The sequence below is a fragment of the Photobacterium galatheae genome (genome assembly GCF_000695255.1).
GTDB classification, from domain to species: domain Bacteria; phylum Pseudomonadota; class Gammaproteobacteria; order Enterobacterales; family Vibrionaceae; genus Photobacterium; species Photobacterium galatheae.
In genome coordinates this window covers 13,984-35,597 of the sequence record NZ_JMIB01000028.1, presented here as the reverse complement: position 1 = coordinate 35,597, position 21,614 = coordinate 13,984, and the positions used below count along the sequence as shown (strand labels likewise).

Below are 21,614 nucleotides of genomic sequence, written 5' to 3'. Positions count from 1 at the left end.
TTTCTAAAATCCACCAAAGAAGAAATAGCCACCAAAATAAGAGGCCAAAAAACGATGTTCTCTCCTGTCAGAACTTACAGTGCACTCTTGACCGGATTCTTCATGCGACTGGTGATGCTGGCAGTGCCATTTTCCGCCCACGCCGCATTACCTGAGGTCATTAGCCAGATTAAGCCTTCCATCGTCGGCGTAGGTACTTATCAGAAACTGGCCACTCCCCGAGCCAGTTTAAGCGGGACCGGTTTTGCGATCGGAGATGGGTCGCTCATTGCGACCAACAGCCATGTCGTCCCCACCACCATCGCGACAAATAAGAATACAACCTTTGTGGTTTTTGTCGGGACAGGCAAAGCACCGGATATCCGCACTGCACATGTGGTCGCACGGGATGCTGAACATGACCTGGCCATTCTCAAAATCAGCGGCCAACCGCTACCTGCCCTTCGGCTCTCTTCCCATCAGGCTCGGGAAGGTGAAATCTACAGCTTTACCGGATTCCCCATCGGGGCAATTCTGGGCCTTTATCCGGTCACGCACAGGGGAATGATCTCCAGCATCACGCCCATTGCAATTCCGGCACGCACTGCGAAAGAGCTCTCTGTCTCGCGGCTGAAGCATCTGAAGAACCCATTTTTTGTCTATCAGTTAGATGCCACGGCCTATCCCGGAAACAGCGGCAGCCCGGTCTACAGCCAGAATAACGGTGAAGTCATCGCTATTATCAATAAAGTACTGGTGAAAAATACAAAAGAAAACGCACTGGCCCAGCCCAGTGCCATTACTTATGCCGTTCCTGTCAGCCATTTGAGCCGGCTGCTGAAAGCTCGGCCCTAACCGGAAAGAAACTGTGCCGCTGACTCAATTCAACGCCCTCTACCTACAGCTCAAAACCCGAAAACTACTGCACTGTGCCCGGGCGCTTTTCTGGGGACACGGGTTGCTCATCACCTGGCTGACGCTCATGCCCCCAGCAGAAAAAGGCACTCTGACTGATCTGAAAAGCTACGGTATCGCCCATCTGGATTTTATTTTACATGCCCTCTGCTACGGACTCTTTGCCACGCTGGCACTGTTGATCAGTAAACACCGGCAACGATACCTGTATGTATTAATGTGCTTAGGATTTTATGGCAGTCTGCTGGAAGCCCTTCAGGGCACGCTCCAACCCGGCCGGGAAAGCTCCATCTCCGATGCCATGGCGAATCTGACCGGAGTCATTCTGGGAGGACTCCTTTCCTGGTCTCTGCTGCAATCATCGATAAACCGTCCCCCTGGCAACCACAGATAACCCATTGTGTTTCGAAACATTCAGACAAATATTTGAGGGGCAGTCAGGTAAAAGACATCTTTTCCGGTTATGCTGGCATGTTCTTATTACACATCATGGAGACCTTGAATGAAACGCGCACTGCTCTTTTCCGCAATGCTCGCGGGAGCATCTTTACTGGCAGGCTGTTCAGACAACGAAGTCGGCGATGTCAGTCTTGGCGTATTTACCACGAAGGATATCAAGCTCAATGTACTCAGTGATCCCTTAATTCCCGGCGTCACCTGCCACATTGCCAGCATTGAAGCCGATCTGGACTTTTCAGATCCAAGTGACTCTTCCATTTCCTGCCGTCAGACCGGAGAAATTACGCCAGAAATGATCGCTGCGATCGATAAATCCAAAGGCGGTGACGTGGTTTTCAAGAAATCGAAGAGTGTTTTCTTCAAAACCATGAAGATCAGACGGATCTTTGATGCTGACAGCCAGACATTGATGTATCTGTCCTATGCAACCAAAGAAACCTCAGGGAGCTACAAGCACAGCTTGTCTACCGTGCCATTGTGGGGCACCAAAGCCTACAAAGAACCATCCACGCCAGCCCAACCGTAAACGGTTGTAACAATTTTCATACCGCAGCTCTGGTCAGTTTCAGGGCTGCTCCAATGTTGTCCTCCGTCGCAATCAACATCACAAATCAATGACTTAAGCCAAGATTTTGAACTTTGATTTAGATTTTTACCTCAAAAACACTACAGTGAACGCTTGACGGTGCTAAGAAAGCCGCTTTTAATAATTTAACAAGATAATAACAACCAAGGAACGGAACCATGACTTTGCCTTTACAGCCAAATACTTCCAGGGAATCGCTCAAGATGCAGGTATTACCACACGAACGTGTATTGCAATGGGCTGAGCAACGACCGAATGAGGTTTTTCTTCGTCAAATTATCAATCGCCAGTTTTCTGATTTCACGTACGCCGATGTCGCGGATAAAGCACTACGTCTGGTCAGTGCACTCCGGGCGATGGGTTTACAACCCGGTGACAAAATTGGCTTAATCTCTAAAAACTGTGCGGAGTGGTATATCTGCGATCTGGCCATGATGCTGGGAAGTTATGTCAGTGTGCCCATTTTCCCCACTGCCGGAGAAGAAACGATTGAACACTGTTTAACACACAGTGAGTCCAAACTGGTGTTCATCGGCAAACTGGATAACACTCGTGCCATTGATGCCGTGACCAGCCGACTGACGGACATCACGACAGTCAGCTTCCCCTATCCGGATGTACCGGAATGCCAGCATGAGATGAATGCACTCATCCATGCCCACACCCCGTTCGAGGAACGCCCGTCTCATCAGGATGACGATATGATGTCTCTGGTCTATACATCCGGCACCTCGGGCTTGCCGAAAGGGGCGATGCTGTCCTATGGCGGATTTGCTTTTTCTGCACAAAACCTGATTAACCATATCGGTATCATTGAGAACGAGCGTTTATTTTCCTACTTGCCGCTGGCGCACATTACCGAGCGGGTATACATACTGGGAACATCCATGATGGCTGGTGTTCAGGTGGCTTTTCCTGAGTCACTCGATACCTTCATTGAAGATGTCAAAATGCACCGCCCGACTCTGTTTATTTCTGTCCCCCGTCTCTGGACTTTATTCCAACAGCGCATTCTGGATAAATTACCGCAGGCCCGGTTAAACCTGTTACTGAAGATCCCGTTCATCTCCGGCCTGATCAAACGGAAGCTGGCTGATGGGTTGGGCCTGAATGAAGCACGTGTACTGGGTTGCGGTTCTGCACCGGTTTCACCGGCCCTGTTGCGCTGGTATGAAACCATTGGTCTGAACATTACCGAGGCTTGGGGCATGACGGAGAACTTTGCCTATGGCACCCTCAACCTGCCTTTCCGCAGTGAAAAAATCGGCACCGTTGGCAACGCAGGCCCTGGTATTGAAATCAAAATCGCTGAAGATGATGAAATTCTGGTGCGTAGTAAAGGGTTGTTCTCGGGTTACTACAAGAACGACATTGCCACCAAAGAGAGCTTCAATGAAGAAGGCTGGCTGCATACAGGCGATCTGGGCAGTTTAGATGAAGAAGGATACCTGACCATTCAGGGCCGTAAAAAAGACAACTTCAAAACAGCCAAAGGGAAATTTGTCTCCCCTGTTCCCATTGAAAAGCGTTTGTTTGAACTGAGCAGTATTGAAATGATGTGTGTGGTCGGCTCTGGGATGCCGGCACCAATTCTGCTGGCAGTCCCCCATGATTATCCAGACTTTGACCGGGAGCGCTATGCCCGCAGAGTGACACACGCCATCGAAGCCATCAACAAAGAGCTGGAGTCTCATGCGAAGATCAAAGGGGTTCTGATGATCAAAGAACCGTGGAGCATCGAAAACGGCATTCTGACCCCTACGCTGAAAATTAAACGACACCTGTTAGAGAAAAAATACCATGAGACAGGCAGTCACTGGCCGAAAGGGCAATTGATTCAGTGGGAAGAATAAGACAGATAAAAAACGTAAAAAAGCGGGCAGCTAAAGCTGCCCGTTCTTCATTCAATCTCAGACTGAATTACTGATAATCTGCGTAAGGGTTCACGGTCGGTAAAGCAATCGCTTCCCCAAAAGCTGACAGTTGGATCGCTTCCTGAGTCAGGCTGACAGAGGACTCATCCATCACAGATTCACCAAAAGAATAGCGAATCTCCTCAACTCCCTGACACGCCTGCAAGTCACGCTCTGCGATCATTTCACGGACTTTTTCATTACGGCTCAGGTACTCAGCCATCGCAGCCTCGCCATATTTCTTCTCCAGCATCGACAAGGTCTGCTGAGGAGACAAGACCAGTGCAGAGGCATTGTTCCCGCCAAAGCCCTTCGCGTTAATAATCACGCCCTGCATATCATCACCGGTCGTTCCGGCAAAATAATGATCCATCAGGATATTCAGATTCGACTGATGAACATCTTCCGCAATGTGATCAATCGTTTTGATCCCGGGAATCCAGCCATACTGCCAGACGCCCAGTGACGCCATCAGCTGATCACCGGCCGCCGCACTCATGGAGTGACCCACGTAAGATTTAATCGCGGTCACGGGCCAGTTTGTGATCCCAAAGGTTTTCGCAACTTCATTCAGAATGTGACTTTCGGTCACTCGGTTCTGTGGTGTGCCGGTTCCATGCGCCTGCACAAAAGTTTTTTTCACACCGTCAGGACCAAGAATGGCCTGTGCCAGTGCTGTGGCCTTGGCGACAGTCACATAGTTACCGACACCGGGGGCTGAAATCGACTTTTTGTTACCATCGGCATTAATGAACACATCCGCGGCAGTGCCGTAAATAGTTACACCCAGTTCCAGCGCCAGCGCTTCATCCATGAGCACAGCAAATTGCGCTGATTCTGCCATGGTAAAGCCTGCATTGTCCGAAAAAGGACGGCAGGCACGGCGGTTATCGACCGTATCGCTGTTATCCAGAGCACGCAGCTCTTCATCCTGAGCCAGCGCGCCCATGACGCGGAAACCTTCCATGATTTCAGAGACCACAGGTGCTTCAGCGTTCCCGACAATCGCCACTTTCGCCTGTCCACTCTGAATATCCAACAATCCCTGACGCAGGTTATACAGGAAGGTGGCGCAGGCACCCATGCTGGTGCCCGTTGTCCCGACACTGTTAATCACATAACCGTTAATGAAATCCGCGGGCATTTCTGCCAGTGACAAGGCCATCATTTTGGAGCTGACTCGGCCGCCGGTCAGCGGTGCTGCGACCATCCCTGCCAGCGACTGATCATCAATCTGTGCCAGACCACTCCCGGCATACACTGAAATTTCATCCGGGCGAATATGCTTGAGCACTTCATCCCAATCTACCCCCAGAGAATTCAGGGCATCGGATGCACCATAAACGGTCAGTTGCAGACCACGGGGATGGAAACGGGAGTTGTATAGTTTACCCGGCTCAAAACCACGGGGAATGTTTCCCCCGCTGCTGACCGGAAAAGCCGTATAGTCTGCCAGCAGTGCGTCCAGCTCACCGTTCACGGTCACATGCACTTTGCTGCCCGCTTCTGCGATGTCCCAGTTCTCCGGAATATGTGCCGGTAATTTCGACTTGCGTAATGTAAAGCGAATTTGCTCACTGCCCGCAGACAGCGCCGCTTTGTACTGGTGTAACACACGATCCGGGTCGAAACTTTCAATCCGGCGAACCAGCGTGCCCGCCTTGATCGCTTCAATCACAGATTCGGTGACTTCCCCTTCAGCCAATCCCATTCGATGAGCGAGATCCTGCCAGGTTGAATGCATGTCGCTTGCCGGCAGGATATCAGCCAGCATGCGTTTATAACTGTGAAAACCTGAACTACGACCTGCGGCATTCATGCCGCCAATTCCGACAATCAGAGGTAACTTCATGGGTAATTCTTACTTGATAACTAACTTGCCTGTCAGATTACCAAGTTACACTGGTATTACATCAGGCAATTACGCCATAATTACTGACATATACGCCACACTTGTGCGATCGAGCCAATTTCGAAGCGCTGACTCTCACCACTTCAGCAATCGTTCAGGCAGAAAATTACACCTGTGGCCCACAGAACATCAGCCCAGGCATCTCCGATGAACATTGCATTTGTCCTTTACCCCCGCGCCCTGATCACCGGCATTTCTCTTGCCGCTGAAATGCTTACCAGCGCTGGAGGTCTGCGCCCCCGACATATCCAGAAATCTCAGCCAGTCACTATTTCTGTTGTAGCCAGCAGCCTGTCACCACCAGAGCTAAAATCCGGCCTGCGCATCCAGCCAGACATGACACTGGACTGCGCCAGCGAATTCGACTTCATCATTCTGCCTCCAATTTGGGGCAATCCAGTGTCTGTCCTGAAACAAAGTCCGGCACTGATCCCCTGGCTGACACAACAATACAAACAAGGTGCAAAAATCATTGCAACCGGCACCGGTGTCTGCTGGCTGGCTGAAACCGGACTTCTGGACCATCAGGTTGCAACAACCCACTGGTATTACTACGATAAATTCGCCGCAAGATATCCTCAGATCACCCTGAACCGCCAAGCCTCAATCACTGTCGCCAACGGTTTGTATTGCACGGTCAGTATTAACTCGCAATCGGAACTGATTCTGTACCTGATCCGTGAACATTTCGGCCAGTCGGTGGCAAAAACCGTAGAAACCCATTTTGGTCATGAGATTTCCCAGTCGGATCAGCAGCCCTTCTATCAGATCGGTGGCGAGGTGCAGTTCGACGAATCGATCGCGTTGGCGCAAGACTGGCTCAAACGCAACCTGGCACTGCCGGTCACCGCCAAAGACATCGCAGAACAATGTGGCCTGCCACTCAGAACCTTTCAGCGCCGCTTCAAAACACAAGTAGGACAGACACCCCATGAGTACTTACAGTCTCTGCGCATGGAGGCAGCACAAAGCTTATTACGTGACTTTGGTCTGTCCCTTCAGGATGTGGCAGAACAGGTTGGATACCGGGATGCGCATCACTTCAGTACCCGTTTCCAGAAACAGTTCAGCCTCAGTCCCGCACAATACCGCAATATGGTGAAAGCAAAAATTTACCAAGCATAAGCTCAGTCATGAGACGGAAGACAAAAATCATGATCCGCTCAGATACTTAGCGCCACCCTGAGCGGAAGTGGATGCAAATGGTCGCTATGCTATCAAGAGGAAATACAAAAATGTCTAGAATCGAGGCCACAAGAGCCTCGCCGTAAACAGGCGTCTTTTGAAATGTTGTGTCGTATCTGGCTGTACATCATTTTTCTCGCGTCCAGTACCATTCACATTGCTGTTGCCGGTCCGTTACCAACCAGCCGCACAATGTTAGGCACTCAGGTTTGTCGTTTAGACCTCTACCATCTGGCGAAAAACCAGTTCAATCGCATCGAAACCGATTTCCAGATTGCCTTGATTGCCGATCAGGGATTCAACCGCCGTTATGTTGCCTTAAAAGCAGATATCTCCTACCCCAAAGGATTTGAAAACTTCAGCTATTACCGAACCGGACAACCGGTCGAAGTCTTTACTGCCAACTGGAAAAAATACTACGGCAGCATCCGAATCGCTGATACTGATCGCAGTTACAGTATTTCTCACTTAGTACGTCTGGGGGGGAGCAATCCGGGGCAAGCCTTTGATGTACTGGTTCGGCTGATTGCTGAAGATCATGGGCGTTTTGAGTTGCAGAGCGCCAACCGGCGCTATCGCTTTTATTCAGAAGACGGCCACCTTGACGCTTTTTTTCATTGCCTGCACGCAGAGTAAGCTTATGCATATCAAACAAACGCCAGCACTGCTGGCTGGCGTTCTGTGTCTTTCTGATTCACTGTCGCTTATCGATTGTGCTGGACAGGCTCATATTCACCTTCAATCACACGTCCCTGGCTGGTTGCACCATTCGTCTTGCCAGCATAAAACGTCGCGTACTGTTTCGATAGTTTACGCTTCAGGAACGGTTGAGCGATAAAAGCAACTAAGGCCATGAAAACGCCCACCACTGTTGCGAAAGTCAGCGCAAAGAAACCAATTACCAGTGCAATAACGCCAGCAATGATATTTTTCATCTGTCACCTCATACTCAGGTAAGAAAGCAGGAAGATACCTGTTTCAGACGTTCAGCCTGACACAATCAAGTTGAATGGCAGTTGAACAAAGATCCGTTAGTAGCATAATTCCACTGCCACAGGTTCCATTTCTCTGAAAAATCACTGCATATCATTCACATACTGAATCACTGACACCACAGCGCCGCAAGGATCCATGATGGCACACATTCGGCCAACACTCGGCACATCCATCGGCGGATACAACACTTTACCACCAGCTGCTTCCGCTTTTGCCACACAGGCATCCACATCATCAACGGTGATATAACTCCACCAGCCCACCTGAGCCTGAAAACACTCTGCCGTGCGCTCCATGATCCCGCCGACCGGATCATCACCTGCCTTAATAATATGGTATTGCTGCCCTTCAGCCGCGCCGGGCATCGGAACAGATTCGATCGTCCAGCCAATCACTTTTGTGTAGTATTCAATTGCCTTTTCAGCATCATCGACCACAAGTTCAGACCAACTGAATGCTCCCTGATGTTTAAACGGATTTTCCATCATTCCTCCGGTTACTGGTGAGTGCCGCAGATCAAAGATAGTCCTGTCTGAAAGTCTGTGCCAGCAAGACCAGCCAGTTCTGAGTTTTCTGAACTCATCAGGACCTGAAGATAGCCGGGGAACGATTCTCTTCAACAACGACACTCAGGAAAAGGCCAGCTTGCGCTGACCTCTCTTGTTGATGTTGACTAAGGCGCTAAATCAACCTCAACCGGCAAATAATGCTTAGGTTCCAGCTTCAGCCACTCCGGCAGAACCGTACCCATTGAAATTGATGACCAGGTGCCGGAAATGATGCCGATGAACATCGCCGTCGCGAAGCCTTCCAAAGGTGCGCCGCCCATCAGCCATAATGCAGCCACGGTAATCAGCGTCGTCCCTGATGTCACCATGGTACGAGAAAAGGTCGCAATCACCGCCTGATCATTGATATCTGGCGTTGGCGTTTTCTGTCTGGCGACCAGTAATTCACGGATCCGATCTGCAATAATGATGGAATCATTGAGCGAATACCCCAAAATCGCCAGCACAGCGGCAAAGACCGTCAGATTGAACTCCATCTGAGTCAGTGCGAAGAATCCCAATACCAACACAACATCATGAATCAACGCCAACAACGCACCACTGGCCAGTCGCCACTCAAAACGAAAGCAGAGATAGCCCAGTATGCACAGTACACACACCAGCAGCGCTAAGCCTCCCTGTTCAACCAAATCCTGACCAACCTGTGAGCCCACCATACTATTACTGATGATCTCCACGTTGCTGGACACCTGATGAAGCAGTTGATCTATATCTGGAGCCGTCTGTCCCTGTTCTGAAGCCTGCCCGGCTTCCTGATTTGCTAATGGATAACGAATCACCCAGCGCCCTTCTTCCCCGGATTTGGTTACAGAGGTTGACTCACCCAAAGCTGGTTTCAGGACATCCAGCAGCTCATGGTTGCTCACCGAGCGGCTCACTACCGCTTCAGTCACCATCCCCCCAGTAAAGTCCAGCCCCATGTTCAGGCCTCTGATCGCCAGTGCTGCCAGGGAAATCACCATCAGTGCAATGGACAAAAAGGTGGTGATATAACGAATGTTCCGGATACGGGATTTCAAATAGGTAACCATAACTTATACCCTCACATCACGACGGCTGTCGCGTCCCCAAATCAGATTAATCATGGCGCGTGAAGCAAATACGCCGGTAAACATGCTGGTCAGCAGACCCAGCCCCAATGTCAGTGCGAATCCCTGAATGGGTCCGTTCCCGATGGAATACAAAATCAGGGCGGTAATCATCGTGGTGATGTTGGCATCCAGAATCGTGCTGAATGCACTGCTGAAGCCCAGATCGATCGCCTGAGCAAAACTTCGGCCTTCGGCCAGTTTGTCTTTAATCCGCTCAAAGATCAGCACATTGGTATCCACTGCCATCCCCACCGTCAGCACCAGACCGGCAATCCCCGGCAGGGTCAGCACGGTACCTGGCAGCAATGCAATTAAACCCAGCAGACAGACCATGTTTGCCATCAGTGCGACGTTTGCGATCCAGCCCAAACGACGGTACCACAGCGCCATGAACATCAGTGTCATAGCCATCCCTAAAGCCAAAGCAGAAAATCCATTTTCAATGTTCTCTGCACCCAGCGATGCGCCAATGGTGCGCTCTTCAACAATGGTCACCGGTGCCGTCAGTGAACCGGCACGCAGTAATAGTGCAAGCTGCTGTGCTTCATCTGCAGAACCAGCGCCGGTAATCCGGAACTGATTGCCCAGTTGCGACTGAATCGTTGCCACACTGATGACGCGCTCACTACGTACCGTCTCCCCCCGGGCATTGGTTTTGTATTCCCGGTACACGGTCGCCATTGGCTTGCCGATATGCTTACCCGAAAAATCACTCATGATCTTGCCCCCGGCACGATCCAGCGAAATATTCACTTCCGAGAAACCCATTTGATCCATGCCGGCACGCGCATTCACGATGTGATCTCCGGTCAGGACTGGACGCTTGTTCAGCACCACGGTTCTGCCGCTGTTGTCTTTCAGGATCAGATCATCACCAGAGGCAACGACTGAGCCGTCTTTCACTTCATAAAATGCCAGACTTGCGGTCGCACCAATCACATTTTTAGCCTGAGACGGATCCTGAACACCCGGCAGTTCAATCCGAATGCTGTGCTCTCCCTGGCGCTGAACCAGCGCTTCAGTAATGCCCAGCTCTTCGATGCGATCCCGCATGATCTTCAGGTTCTGTTGCAGCGTTGCCGACTGAAAATCGAGTTGATTCTGCTGAGTCGGCGTCACAGTCAGACGGTTGGAACTCCGTTGAATATCCCAGCCCGGGTAATTTTGTTTGATCAACTGGCTCACCTGACTCAGCGCAGTCACCGACTTCGTTTCAACGCTGAACCCATCACTGCCAAGCTGACTGATGCGTATCCCGCGCAGATGTTCAGTACGCAGCATATCCTTCACGTCGTCCACGATGGTGTCACGCTGTTCCTGAAAGGCTTTACCAACGTCCACATTGAGCAGGAACTGCACACCGCCCCGCAGATCCAGACCTAACTTGATCGGATTGAATCCCAGTTGCCCGTACCACTTCGGTGCAACAGACACATACGAAAACGTGATGTTATCGTCTTCTTTGACCAACTTGTCTAACGCTTCGCGTGCGTGTGCCTGCTCGGTTTCATTCTCGAAAACCAAAAGCATCTGATTGTTTTGCGACGTGATTTCCTGCGTATCGATGCCCTGCTGTTTCAGATACTGGTTCACACTGACGACATTGCTCAGTTCACTGCCAGTATTCGCGGACTGAATCTGAATTGACGGCCGCTCACCGTACCAGGTTGGAATGGCACTCAATGCCAGAACGATAAGCGTCACGACCAGAACCACATACTTCCACGCAGCATAGTGGTTCAGCACCCGTGCCGGTGCTTTTACATTTTTTTTCTTCATCAATATCCCCTCAGCGGTTATGCCGAGTTAAAAAACAAGAATTGTGACAATGTCACTAATTAGATAGGGAATATCAGCAGAAGTACTGGCTATTCAACGCGACATACATGGCGTTGGTTTCTTTCCAGCCGGAAAGACGATAGGAAGGGTGGAAATCCTGATACGAGACGTGCTTTGGCGGCTGCACAAATCGCAGTGCCAGACGAGTATCGGTGACGGGATATAACGGCGGAACCCAGCCAGAAAGATCCGGCTCACCATCATGTACATTGTGGCGTTCTGGAATATTCCAGCGATAAGAATGAAGAATCGCAACCGCTGAACCGGCAGATCGCGTTTCGGTTGCCGGTACCGGATTCTGGGGTTTCTGATTCTGTGACGCATGTTCACTGAGAACAGTATCCAGCAGATGAGACTGGACAACAACCGTGGATTGACCAGTCGTCGCCCCCTTATCATCCAGGCATGCCATCGCCTGCGCAGGCAATACCCACGCAAAAAACGATAACCAGAAAATACGAATCACATGCCAGGACATCAGGTTGCCTACATCAAAAACCACAAAGCAGTGTATGTCTGAGTGCGATGCTGCTCAAGGAAAATTTTTGGGGATTCTCAAAGTGATTCCCAACATGCTCCACTCCAAAACCAACGAAGATAAACTCAGACATGCGATATCGCTTAGATTTTTTTAATGAACGAAGCGTGGATTTAAATGGAGTGGGCTATCGGTAATAATGATAAAACAATGACTTACCTTTTAACCAATGTTTTAATTTTAACAGCACTCAATATTAACTGTTGAAGAAATTCACTTTTTAGCTTCATCAGTCAAAAAGATGAGATGAGTTGTAAAACAGCCATAAGAAACATGAAATTATCCTCTCACATTCATATCATAGAAAAAACGTAATTAACGAATGATACAAAAATGAAAAACATCATTGTCCTGATAGCTACAACCCCTAGACTGCCACTACTTACAGAAAATGCGATTCCTTCAATTATCAACCAAACACTTTCACCAACAGCGGTTATATTAATATCAGATAACCAGCCTCTGACCAATGATGAAGTGACTTCATTAAAAATAAAGCTCAGAAACATACCACTATATACAATGACCAATTCACGCATTCCCGGCGCCGCTGGCAGTTGGAATACCGGCATAGACTTCATCTCAGAACACTTTCCCGATAGTTACATTGCGATGATTGACGATGATGACCGATGGCACCCTGAACACTTGGCATTGTGTCTCCATAATAGCGACTCAGGTACAGCAGATGTCGTCCTTTCCGGAATAAACGTCCTGATAAATAAGGAAATAGCCACCGTTCATATTCCCCAAAATATTTCACTTCATGACTTCCTCATCGGGAATCCTGGCTGGCATGGTTCAAACACGTTCATTAAAACGGAGCTAGTCACCAAAGTAAATGGCTTTACAGATGGATTAATTAGTGGAAATGACCGGGATTTTGCTATCCGGGTCATAGAATCAGGTATCGAAAAGATCAACTACACCCACATTGCTACGGTTGACTGGATATGTAATCAATCGCCAGATGCGCTTTCCGCGTCAGGTTCGCAACAAAAACTTCGAGGGTGTGCCCAGTTTCTGCAATTACATATGCACAAGATGACATCACAAGATCTGGAGAGCTATTTCCAGCGTACTCATAAACTTTTTTCTCTTTCCAAGACAAAAATATTGGATGAATTACTACAAATAGATGGCAAACATGACTAAATTCAAAAAAAAAGCGCCAAAAAAATATGTTGAAATACTATGCGACAGAAATTGTCAGCTGGTTCATGATGCTGCAGAGTTTGAGAACGCTGAAATTGTTATAGCCATCCCTCACAAAAACCAGACTCAAGCATTAAGCCACGCTTTGAAAAGTGCACTGAACCAGACACTGGTAAAACGGCGCATCGCTCGAATTGTTGTGTTAGATGACAGTTCTGACGAGATTTGGTCTTCAGAGCTGGGCACCATGCTTCACCATCCGTCAATTACACTTTTGAGCGCTGAATGTGGCTCTCCAGCCCGTGCACGCAACCTTCTGCTAGACTGGACTGATGCACAACCGAATATACATTGGGTTGCCAGGCTTGACGCCGATGATGAATTTTTCGCTGCAAATAGCCTGGAAGCGCTTTGGAATACTGTACGGAACACAGGAAAAAAAGCAGCTATTGGAAGTAATAAATTGCGAAAAGACGGTGAAATTCTCGCCAATGTCAACATCGCAGATCCCAACATACTCAGTGACCATTTCCAACTCGCAGGATTTATCGAAAAATTTGCGTCTGGTATAACACAACGCGAACTTCCCTCTTGCAACCTTATTCTCAGAACAAACCTCGGCCTTCGATATCCAAATATCAGAAGTGCCGAAGACCATTGGCTCGTAAGTCGGCTATTAATGCAGCACCCTTCGGATATAGCAATTTGCCCATTCCCCATATACGCAATTTACTCCTTGGATGGAGAAGACACTAAGCAAAACAAATCCAATCAAGCCTGGCAAGATCAAAGAAAAAGACTCGCGTATGCAGCCAGAAAATGGAGCAATCTTCTGGCCGCCAAGAAACATCTGCTTGGTATTGGTATGGAAGGTGTCGTATGGCTTCAAGATAACCTAGTCGTTAAAGAATTCTACCCTTGGGCAATTACTGATAACGACGTATACAAACTAATATCTTTGCTATCAGAAAAAAACCTTCCTGTATCTAAAGTTAAGTGGACAAAAGAAGATGACTTGTGGCAGTACCAAACTGACTATGACAGTAGTAATGTGCCAGAAAAAAACATCCCCAAACAGATGATCATTTGCTATTTAAAAAAGCTGTACCAGTCTGGTGTAAGTACCCTCAACATCAAAAGGAATAATCTGATCATCACTTCGAATGGTGAACTGCAATACATCGATATAGGGAAAGATATTCAACGCCTCACCACATCAAAATTTCGTGACATGTGTGCGCGTTTGTATTCAATTGGTATTTTGGGTAATCCAGATGAAGAATTCGTTCGAAGGAAGAGTTATCGCAGACAAGATGATGCGCTCAAAGCACTTCCTGGTTTTGAACACTTCTATAGCGAAATTATCACCTCTCTTCATCCACAATGTGTCAGGTCTGACAATCATTCAAACCCTGCCGCTCCAATAAAGATTAATGCTGTAACCCTATTCATTAAGGCTTGTGGCCAAGACGCTCGTTTACTCACCGATCAAGTCATACATATCGTAACTCAGCTTAGCTTCCCGGTTTCTTTTGCCAAGAAGGTTCTTCTTATTGATCCTCATCAGGGAAAATTTCTGCGTCAATATGCTGAAGAACAGCTAGCCTCTGTGCTTCAACAGGCAAATCAGCTGAAAAATGATGGGATCATTGACACTGTACTCATCGCCCCTGCAAATTCTAACACCATCATCGCAAAAACCTATAAAAAGTGGTTCTCACAGGCCAACTGTGTAAATCCCCATACAATAAACAACGCCCCGCTTTTTTCTCAATTATGGGGATTCGATCAAGTAACTACACCTTATGTATTACAGTGTGATTTAGATGTACTTATCGGTCGCCGAAACTGGCATCACAACTATATCGGTGACATGCTTTCTGCCTGTGAACCACAGGACGTATTGGCTGTCGGGTTTAATATCCCACACAAGAGCAAACAATTTATTTCCTACCATGGAGAACCAGGAGAGTTTGCGCCTGAAGTCAGATTTAGTCTCTTGGACCTCAACCGAATTCGCAACCAGTTACCAATTGATAACCCGATGTCCGGAGAGCATCTGCTATTCACCTGGCACAGAGCATTACAAACAGCGATGGGAGTCAGAGGACTTCGAGCAGTCCGTGGTGGTGCTTCTCACAGTTATTATGTCCACCCACGTAATGAGCACAAACACCTGCCAGGGCTGGCGGTAACCAGAGATCTGATTGCACAGGGCAGAGAACCAGCAGAACAATACGAACAGTTTGATTGGATTCCAGGTGCTCAATGGCACAATGTGCCAAGAAAAGAGGCCATTGTATTTTTGCTAAAAGGCAGATATACCAAATATGCTCGGCTCAAACGATGTCTGGATTCATTGCGGAGCCAAAAAAATCAAGATTTTGGTATTATTTTGATTGACGATGCCAGTGGCGCAACCCACAACTGGTGTTATCCTCTATTACTAGGAGATTTATTTACGAAAACAACTTTAGTGAGACACAATAGACATAAAGGAAGAATACCGAATTTTTTATTAGCAATAAAAGAGCTCTGCCAAGATCCCCAAAGCTTGATAGCAATTTTAGATCAAGATGATTGCTTGATGCAGACGAATGTCATTTGTACTTTACTTAATGCAAAACAACAAGGGGCTGACCTCATTCAGATGCCCATGTATCGGCCAAACAAACCACTGAATCTATATCACCCTGATTACACCAATCCAAGACAAGTAGCTGGTGGAAATGTATGGAGTCACCTACGAGTATTTACCAAAGAACTGTTCGAGCAAATTCCTGAATCCTACTTTAAGCGGAAAAGTAGTGGAAATTGGTTCGAAACCACCACAGATTACTTAACGATGATACCCATGTCAGAGCTTGCTACCCATCCCATATACATCGATTTCGGATATGCTTACTGGCATGATCGCTCTGATTACAACCAAGAGGAAAAACAACATCAGGAATCTCTCATTTCAGAATTATTATCTAAACCTTCACTCCGCTCTGTAGACAGATAACTTGCTGGACAAACGCAAGCGTTTTTTGAAGACGAGAAACAATGAAAGAAAGTTGATTATCATACATCCACCAATTGAGTGTGACATCACTATCCCGTGAAATGTAAAAAAGTGACTCGACAGATTTTAACTTTTCATGATCAGCTTGTTCGAGCCAAACATGATAATGAACGTTGGAGAACTTTTCCCACAGTTTACCCGCTTCGTCTCTGGGCAAGTTCGGCAATTCGCGCAACACAGAAAAGTCAGGGACAACATCAGTGCTTCCCTTATCAGGTTCGCGTAACACAAATTCTGGCCAAATAAGACGTACGTCCAACAATGACTGTGCTAACCGCCGCTCTCCCAGCCAGTTATGATATGCCGCTGGCAACGCTTTTCTTTCTGAATATTCTTGCGGCCTTATCAAGGATGGTAATAAAGCCATACGATGTACTTTTACGGAAACATCGTACTCAAGCATTGTTTTGATGGTGAGTAATCCCAGTGACGGTTTACACCCAAGATGGGCCTCTAACTCTCGGTTATTCATTGCTAATCTTTCGGTAAAACACACGCCTGGTGGAGTACCTTGAATCAGCATACCTTTCTTCAGACCAGCTACCTTACTGTTTGTAATTGTCAGGCACATTCTTTCATTCTCAATGAAAGGCTGGTTGAACCGGACTATCTTTTCATTGTGACTGAGATCAAGCTCTCCAGGTCCATTCCCAATCACATGCCACACATCCACACTCACCTCCCATTCAATCCGTTCAAAGTTTTTATTCATCTATTCAATACTGTTACCACGAACCTATGAACACACAAAGCAGCTTAAGAGCACCATCGAAAATATCGCAGCATCAGAGATGCCTCACTCTTTCCCTCCTACCTACCATGCCCCACCAGATTAGTGTTAAGATCCCCCCAAACAAAGCAACTTTGTGGGCTGCGATCATGCAGATTGCAGGCGAACTGATCAAAAACAGGATTCGGGATCTTTTCCTCTGCTTTTGTACTTCTTTTTTTGCTTCCACAAGGCAACACCAATAAGGTTTATTTTTCAAATGTCTAGCACAAGTATCCAATGGTTTCCGGGGCACATGCACAAAGCCCGTAAAGAAATTGAAGAAGCCATTCCTAAAGTCGATGTCATTATTGAAGTGCTTGATGCACGCATTCCTTTCAGCAGTGAGAACCCGCTGATTGCCTCGATTCGTGGCGAAAAACCGGTGATCAAGGTGCTGAACAAGCGTGATCTGGCTGATCCTGAAATGACAGAGCTATGGATCGCGCATCTGGAAAAAGAACACAACGTGAAAGCAATGGCGATCACGACGGAAAACCAAAACGAAGTCCATAAAATTCTGGAGTTGTGCCGGAAGCTTGCGCCTGGTCGTGAAGAAATGGGCAAGAACATTCGTACCATGATTATGGGCATTCCGAATGTGGGTAAATCGACAATCATCAACACACTGGCAGGCCGATCTGTTGCAGTTACCGGCAACCAGCCGGCAGTCACCCGCCAGCAGCAACGGATTAACCTGCAAAACGGGATTGTGCTGTCTGACACACCGGGGATTCTGTGGCCAAAGGTCGAAAACCCACACAGCGGTTTCCGTCTGGCTGCGACTGGTGCGGTAAAAGATACTGCAATGGACTACATTGATGTGGCCTTCTATACCATTGAGTACCTGAAAGAAGCTTATCCGGAGCTGATTCAGCAACGTTACGAGCTGGACGAAGAACTGCCGGAAACCGATATTGAACTGATGGAAGCGATTGGCCGTAAGCGTGGCTGCCTGCGTTCCGGCGGAAAAGTCGATTTGCACAAAGCTTCAGAAATTCTGATCAATGAACTGCGCAATGGCACCCTGGGTAAGATCACCATGGAACGCCCGGAGATGATTACGCAAGAGCTGATTGATGTCGCGATTGAGAATGAACGGAAAGCTGCAGAGAAAGCCAAAAACAAAGAAGAGCGCCGCAAGCGTTATCTGAGAAACAAGAGATAAATAAAAAAAGGTGCTGCTCCCCCGCTACGCGGAACAGCACCCTAGTCAATGACTGACAAAATGTACCTACACTCAGTAGCCCCGATGATGCGGAATGGGCTGATCATCTAAACCCATTCAATGACCAGCATATCACCATCGCAGCCTGCCTTTACTAAAGCACACACCATGCCACCTTTGCATCCATCTGTTTTTAAACGATTTTACAATCAAATGACGCTAGTCCTTTGTTTTATCTCAAACAAATTTGCACAGATTCAGTGAAACACTGCACCAAAAGGTGTCTGAAGCAGCGCCTGCCAAAAATGCCCCAAAATTTTTTTTAGATATCAAAACCAGATTGTTTATTTTTTAATCAAAAACAATGCAATGATGACGAATCATTTCACCACGAAACAATGGCTTTCTACGGATAAATAAAAAAACTAACACACTGTTATTTATGAAAATATCATTTTGTTAACATGATAATAACCCAATGTAATACACATACCTCTAAATAGCATCATTTTCTTATATCAAGTGTAAGAAAAACCATGTTTGGATATTACTTTTTCTCATTTTACCTCACCGTTTTTTCAGTCCATATTCTGCGCAAAATTTACGGGATACTGGCTGTTCCAATCCAGCATTCCCGAAACCTATCCTGCAAAACCTTGAGCGGATCCTGCTTGTCGTCATAACAGACGACCTCTGTACAGGTCTGCCCCCTGAAATCTGGAGAATACTGTAGTGAGTGAAATCACTGCGGCTCGTCAGTCTGGCGGTATTTTTGTACCGGTTGCCGGACTGACAGCTTTTGCGATTGCATCAGGTTATCTAATGAGCCTGATTCCTTTAACCTTGGGTCACTACGGACTGCCAGCCTCGCTTGCAAGCTGGCTGGCCAGTACTTTTTACCTTGGGCTTCTGCTCGGGGCATTGATTATTGAAAATGTTGTCGCACGACATGGTCACCGACTGTCTTTCATCGGCTTTCAGCTATTGCTGGCACTGACCATCGTCATCATGCCAGTGATGACTGAACAGTGGATCTGGCTGCTGGCACGATTCGTTGCTGGTGTGGCAGTGGCCGGTATTTTTGTGGTTGTGGAATCTTGGTTACTGATTGGTGACAGTAAAAAAGAGCGCGCTAAACGGCTGGGATTTTATATGACGGCGCTTTACGGGGGCGGTACGCTTGGACAGTTCGGCATTGGCTTTATTGGCGTAGAAGGCTTATTCCCCTTTTTCAGCATTCTGGCATTGCTCTTGGTGGCCATCCTGCCTGCACTGGTCTCCAAACAATCTCAGCCAGCGTGTGAGCAACATGTCAGCCTGACCACAAAGCAGATCCGGGCATTAAGCAAACCTGCCGTACTGGGATGTCTTGTCTCCGGGATAGTTATGAGTTCGATCTACGGCCTGCTGCCTTTTTCTTTACAGTTACAAGGCTTGAATGCAGAGCAGATCAGCGGACTGATGGCTTCAACAGTATTAGGCGGCATGGCAATTCAGCCTGTGGTGAGTGCACTTTCCTGCCGAATGAGCAAATCACTGCTAATGGCGGCAGCCTGCCTGCTGGGCATATTTGCGACGGGTTTAATGAGCCTGGTTGAGGGTTACTCTATTATGGTGATTGGACTGGCACTCCTGGGCATGTCCTCTTTCGCGCTGTATCCGATTGCAATTTCCCTCGCCTGTGATGAATTGGACTCATCCCAGATTGTATCTGCGACTCAGATTATGCTGTTCAGTTACAGTGTGGGATCTGTCGTTGGACCGCTGACAGCAGGTCGCTTTCTTACACAGACGCACGGACTGGTGAATTTCTTCTTTATCGCATTGGCAAGTACTGCCGTCTATATGCTGATGGTGAGTCTGAAACAAAAGCCGCAGGTCGTGGCTGGTTGAATTTTGAAGGCAGAAAAAAGAGCGGGCGCAACTTTCGTTGCGCCCTTAGGTCTTACTTGCAGCAATCCCGCTACGTTAGTGCTCCCTGCATCATTCCATGATACTGCTGTTTCCTTCAGCGTTCCCTAAAACTCCATCCTGGAGGTGTTCCATTTGGTCTTTCTTGACCCGTTGCAACATCCTGTTACAACTCTCGTCTCCATCCTGGAGGTGTCCTAACTTCTTCCTGAAGTGGTCCTTTTGTCATCCTGACCAGTAAGCATCCTACTTACTGTATCGAATCCATTCGATGATCCCTTCACAGTCCTTGTAGATACATCATCCTAATGCACCTGCCTCTTCCTGAGGCTGCCAATTCCATGGCCTGTTCCTGTTCCGTTCCGTCAGTTCCTTCCGACGGGGTAAAGATTACTTGATTCAGGATTCTTCGCAACGAACAGAGATCACACTTTTAATGTCAATTTAATCCGAAATATCACGAAATAACTCAAGCCACTGAAATACATAGAAGAATTTATTTTACGCCAGTGTTCAACCCTTGGAGATAATTGTCATTTCCCACGCATTTGTGAGATATCTCTTACAAGCAGACTGGATAATTACGCAGAAAAAACCTTTATTTCTTCAGTCTGAAGTATAAAAAATCCTACTTCACGAGCATGGCAGCACCAAAAACGCCGGCACTGTCGCCCAGAATGGGCTTCACAATAGCCGTATTGAGCACCGGATTAAACAAATGCGGCATAATCGCCTGTCTTCCCGTGTCATAAAGCAAATCAATATTGCCAACACCGCCGCCGACTACAATCACATCCGGATCAAGGACATTGATGATCTGAGCCACAGCCAATCCAAAGTAACGCATTAAGCGATCCTGTATCAGCATGGCATCGGCTTCTCCATGCTGCGATAACTGCATGATTTCGCTTAAGGAGCGTTGTACCCCAGTGCGCTGATGATACGCAATTTCCAGTCCCTGCCCTGAAATGACGGTTTCCAGACAACCTCGCTTCCCGCAATAGCATTCACGGCCCGCTGGCTCAATCACATTATGCCCCCACTCACCGGCAATACCATGAAGGCCGTGAATCACTTTCCCGTTCACGACAATTCCGGCACCAACCCCAGTCCCCATAATGATGGCAAAAACCACTTCTGCATTCGGGTTCACCTGCCGGACAACCCCAAGGTGGGTTTCCGCCAGCGCAAGGCAGTTCGCATCATTAGCCAGCCTGACTCTCACCTTCAGCAAATCAGCCAGATCCCGATGCAATGGCTGACCATTCAGGGCCGTAGAATTGCAATTTTTCATCAAACCGGTCACCGGATCCAGCGCGCCGGGTGTCCCAAAACCAATTTCAGAGGGATAACAGCCTAACGTTTCTGCACAACGTGCAACCAAGAACTGAATCCGATTCAGAATATGGGCATAACCACGTTCAGCATGGCTGGGAATACGTTCCCGCAGTACACAGCGATCATCTTCACGGGATATCACCGCACATTCCACTTTTGTGCCGCCTAAATCTATGCCCCAGTAATACTTATCCATTCGCGATGCCCTTTTCCCAGACTGAGAT

18 protein-coding genes are annotated in these 21,614 nt (G+C 47.8%); 10 read left to right on the top strand and 8 right to left on the bottom strand.

What is annotated here, in order from left to right:
* Positions 1-102: 102 nt before the first annotated feature.
* The 4 genes from EA58_RS14500 (at position 103) to EA58_RS14485 (ending at position 3,792) form a co-directional block, all read left to right on the top strand.
* The gene (locus EA58_RS14500; RefSeq protein WP_036754452.1) at positions 103-834 is read left to right on the top strand and encodes a S1 family peptidase; all 732 of its coding nucleotides are present in this window, start codon (positions 103-105) and stop codon (positions 832-834) included.
* A 13-nt stretch (positions 835-847) separates the two neighbouring features.
* Positions 848-1,288, top strand: a complete 441-nt coding sequence (locus tag EA58_RS14495) for a VanZ family protein (RefSeq protein ID WP_036754285.1) — start codon at positions 848-850, stop codon at positions 1,286-1,288.
* A 108-nt stretch (positions 1,289-1,396) separates the two neighbouring features.
* Entirely contained in the window at positions 1,397-1,879 is a 483-nt protein-coding gene (locus EA58_RS14490) for a CreA family protein (protein WP_036754283.1), read from the top strand.
* Positions 1,880-2,142: 263 nt separating this feature from the next.
* The gene (locus EA58_RS14485) at positions 2,143-3,792 is read left to right on the top strand and encodes an AMP-binding protein (protein WP_235199623.1); all 1,650 of its coding nucleotides are present in this window, start codon (positions 2,143-2,145) and stop codon (positions 3,790-3,792) included.
* A 67-nt stretch (positions 3,793-3,859) separates the two neighbouring features.
* Here the strand turns inward: EA58_RS14485 and EA58_RS14480 are convergent, their stop codons facing one another.
* Positions 3,860-5,704 (bottom strand): beta-ketoacyl synthase, encoded by a 1,845-nt coding sequence (locus EA58_RS14480; RefSeq protein WP_036754278.1) that lies wholly within the window; start codon positions 5,702-5,704, stop codon positions 3,860-3,862.
* Between the two features lie 207 nt (positions 5,705-5,911).
* Between EA58_RS14480 and EA58_RS14475 the strand changes: the two genes are divergently transcribed.
* Both EA58_RS14475 and EA58_RS14470 read left to right on the top strand, forming a co-directional pair.
* Complete coding sequence (locus EA58_RS14475; protein WP_036754276.1) at positions 5,912-6,889, top strand: GlxA family transcriptional regulator; 978 nt, start codon at positions 5,912-5,914, stop codon at positions 6,887-6,889.
* Positions 6,890-7,051: 162 nt separating this feature from the next.
* Complete coding sequence (locus tag EA58_RS14470) at positions 7,052-7,585, top strand: hypothetical protein (protein WP_051642120.1); 534 nt, start codon at positions 7,052-7,054, stop codon at positions 7,583-7,585.
* A 68-nt stretch (positions 7,586-7,653) separates the two neighbouring features.
* Here EA58_RS14470 and EA58_RS14465 read toward each other — a convergent pair whose 3' ends face one another.
* The 5 genes from EA58_RS14465 to EA58_RS14445 all read right to left on the bottom strand — a co-directional run bounded on the left by EA58_RS14465 (position 7,654) and on the right by EA58_RS14445 (position 11,922).
* Positions 7,654-7,884 (bottom strand): hypothetical protein, encoded by a 231-nt coding sequence (locus EA58_RS14465; protein ID WP_036754274.1) that lies wholly within the window; start codon positions 7,882-7,884, stop codon positions 7,654-7,656.
* A gap of 141 nt (positions 7,885-8,025) precedes the next feature.
* Positions 8,026-8,430: a VOC family protein gene (locus tag EA58_RS14460; RefSeq protein WP_036754273.1), complete on the bottom strand. Its 405-nt coding sequence runs from the start codon at positions 8,428-8,430 to the stop codon at positions 8,026-8,028.
* Between the two features lie 188 nt (positions 8,431-8,618).
* Entirely contained in the window at positions 8,619-9,545 is a 927-nt protein-coding gene (secF, locus tag EA58_RS14455; RefSeq protein ID WP_036754271.1) for a protein translocase subunit SecF, read from the bottom strand.
* A 3-nt stretch (positions 9,546-9,548) separates the two neighbouring features.
* Entirely contained in the window at positions 9,549-11,387 is a 1,839-nt protein-coding gene (gene secD / locus EA58_RS14450; RefSeq protein ID WP_412177948.1) for a protein translocase subunit SecD, read from the bottom strand.
* A gap of 70 nt (positions 11,388-11,457) precedes the next feature.
* A complete protein-coding gene (locus EA58_RS14445) occupies positions 11,458-11,922 on the bottom strand; it encodes a hypothetical protein (RefSeq protein ID WP_036754447.1) in 465 nt (154 codons plus the stop codon).
* 393 nt (positions 11,923-12,315) lie between these two features.
* On the opposite strand from EA58_RS14445, the gene EA58_RS14440 reads away from it, so the two are divergent.
* Together EA58_RS14440 and EA58_RS14435 are read left to right on the top strand one after the other, a co-directional pair.
* Entirely contained in the window at positions 12,316-13,137 is an 822-nt protein-coding gene (locus EA58_RS14440; RefSeq protein WP_036754267.1) for a glycosyltransferase family 2 protein, read from the top strand.
* Positions 13,130-16,144, top strand: coding sequence for a glycosyltransferase family 2 protein (locus EA58_RS14435; RefSeq protein ID WP_051642128.1), 3,015 nt, complete (start codon positions 13,130-13,132; stop codon positions 16,142-16,144). Before EA58_RS14440 ends, EA58_RS14435 begins: the two co-directional genes overlap by 8 nt.
* On the opposite strand, the gene EA58_RS21060 is transcribed toward EA58_RS14435, so the two are convergent.
* The gene (locus tag EA58_RS21060) at positions 16,113-16,916 is read right to left on the bottom strand and encodes a hypothetical protein (RefSeq protein WP_051642119.1); all 804 of its coding nucleotides are present in this window, start codon (positions 16,914-16,916) and stop codon (positions 16,113-16,115) included. The genes EA58_RS14435 and EA58_RS21060 overlap by 32 nt on opposite strands.
* A gap of 277 nt (positions 16,917-17,193) precedes the next feature.
* Between EA58_RS21060 and ylqF the strand changes: the two genes are divergently transcribed.
* Positions 17,194-18,141, top strand: coding sequence for a ribosome biogenesis GTPase YlqF (ylqF, locus tag EA58_RS14425; protein WP_081819685.1), 948 nt, complete (start codon positions 17,194-17,196; stop codon positions 18,139-18,141).
* A 732-nt stretch (positions 18,142-18,873) separates the two neighbouring features.
* The gene (locus EA58_RS14420; RefSeq protein WP_036754261.1) at positions 18,874-20,034 is read left to right on the top strand and encodes an MFS transporter; all 1,161 of its coding nucleotides are present in this window, start codon (positions 18,874-18,876) and stop codon (positions 20,032-20,034) included.
* 646 nt (positions 20,035-20,680) lie between these two features.
* Here the strand turns inward: EA58_RS14420 and EA58_RS14415 are convergent.
* Positions 20,681-21,586 carry an ROK family protein gene (locus EA58_RS14415; protein ID WP_036754439.1) on the bottom strand — a complete coding sequence of 302 codons (906 nt, stop codon included), beginning with the start codon at positions 21,584-21,586 and terminating at the stop codon, positions 20,681-20,683.
* Positions 21,587-21,614 lie beyond the last annotated feature (28 nt).

Bases quoted from the DNA above. Each gene is read 5' to 3' on its own strand.
- EA58_RS14485 (WP_235199623.1), top strand. From the start codon at position 2,143: ATGCAGGTATTACCACACGAACGTGTATTGCAATGGGCTGAGCAACGA.
- EA58_RS14435 (WP_051642128.1), top strand. From the start codon at position 13,130: ATGACTAAATTCAAAAAAAAAGCGCCAAAAAAATATGTTGAAATACTA.
- EA58_RS14460 (WP_036754273.1), bottom strand. From the start codon at position 8,430: ATGGAAAATCCGTTTAAACATCAGGGAGCATTCAGTTGGTCTGAACTT.
- ylqF (WP_081819685.1), top strand. From the start codon at position 17,194: ATGTCTAGCACAAGTATCCAATGGTTTCCGGGGCACATGCACAAAGCC.
- EA58_RS14445 (WP_036754447.1), bottom strand. From the start codon at position 11,922: ATGTCCTGGCATGTGATTCGTATTTTCTGGTTATCGTTTTTTGCGTGG.
- EA58_RS14470 (WP_051642120.1), top strand. From the start codon at position 7,052: ATGTTGTGTCGTATCTGGCTGTACATCATTTTTCTCGCGTCCAGTACC.
- secF (WP_036754271.1), bottom strand. From the start codon at position 9,545: ATGGTTACCTATTTGAAATCCCGTATCCGGAACATTCGTTATATCACC.
- EA58_RS14500 (WP_036754452.1), top strand. From the start codon at position 103: ATGCGACTGGTGATGCTGGCAGTGCCATTTTCCGCCCACGCCGCATTA.
- EA58_RS14465 (WP_036754274.1), bottom strand. From the start codon at position 7,884: ATGAAAAATATCATTGCTGGCGTTATTGCACTGGTAATTGGTTTCTTT.
- EA58_RS14415 (WP_036754439.1), bottom strand. From the start codon at position 21,586: ATGGATAAGTATTACTGGGGCATAGATTTAGGCGGCACAAAAGTGGAA.
- EA58_RS14440 (WP_036754267.1), top strand. From the start codon at position 12,316: ATGAAAAACATCATTGTCCTGATAGCTACAACCCCTAGACTGCCACTA.
- EA58_RS14490 (WP_036754283.1), top strand. From the start codon at position 1,397: ATGAAACGCGCACTGCTCTTTTCCGCAATGCTCGCGGGAGCATCTTTA.
- EA58_RS14475 (WP_036754276.1), top strand. From the start codon at position 5,912: ATGAACATTGCATTTGTCCTTTACCCCCGCGCCCTGATCACCGGCATT.
- EA58_RS14480 (WP_036754278.1), bottom strand. From the start codon at position 5,704: ATGAAGTTACCTCTGATTGTCGGAATTGGCGGCATGAATGCCGCAGGT.
- EA58_RS21060 (WP_051642119.1), bottom strand. From the start codon at position 16,916: ATGAATAAAAACTTTGAACGGATTGAATGGGAGGTGAGTGTGGATGTG.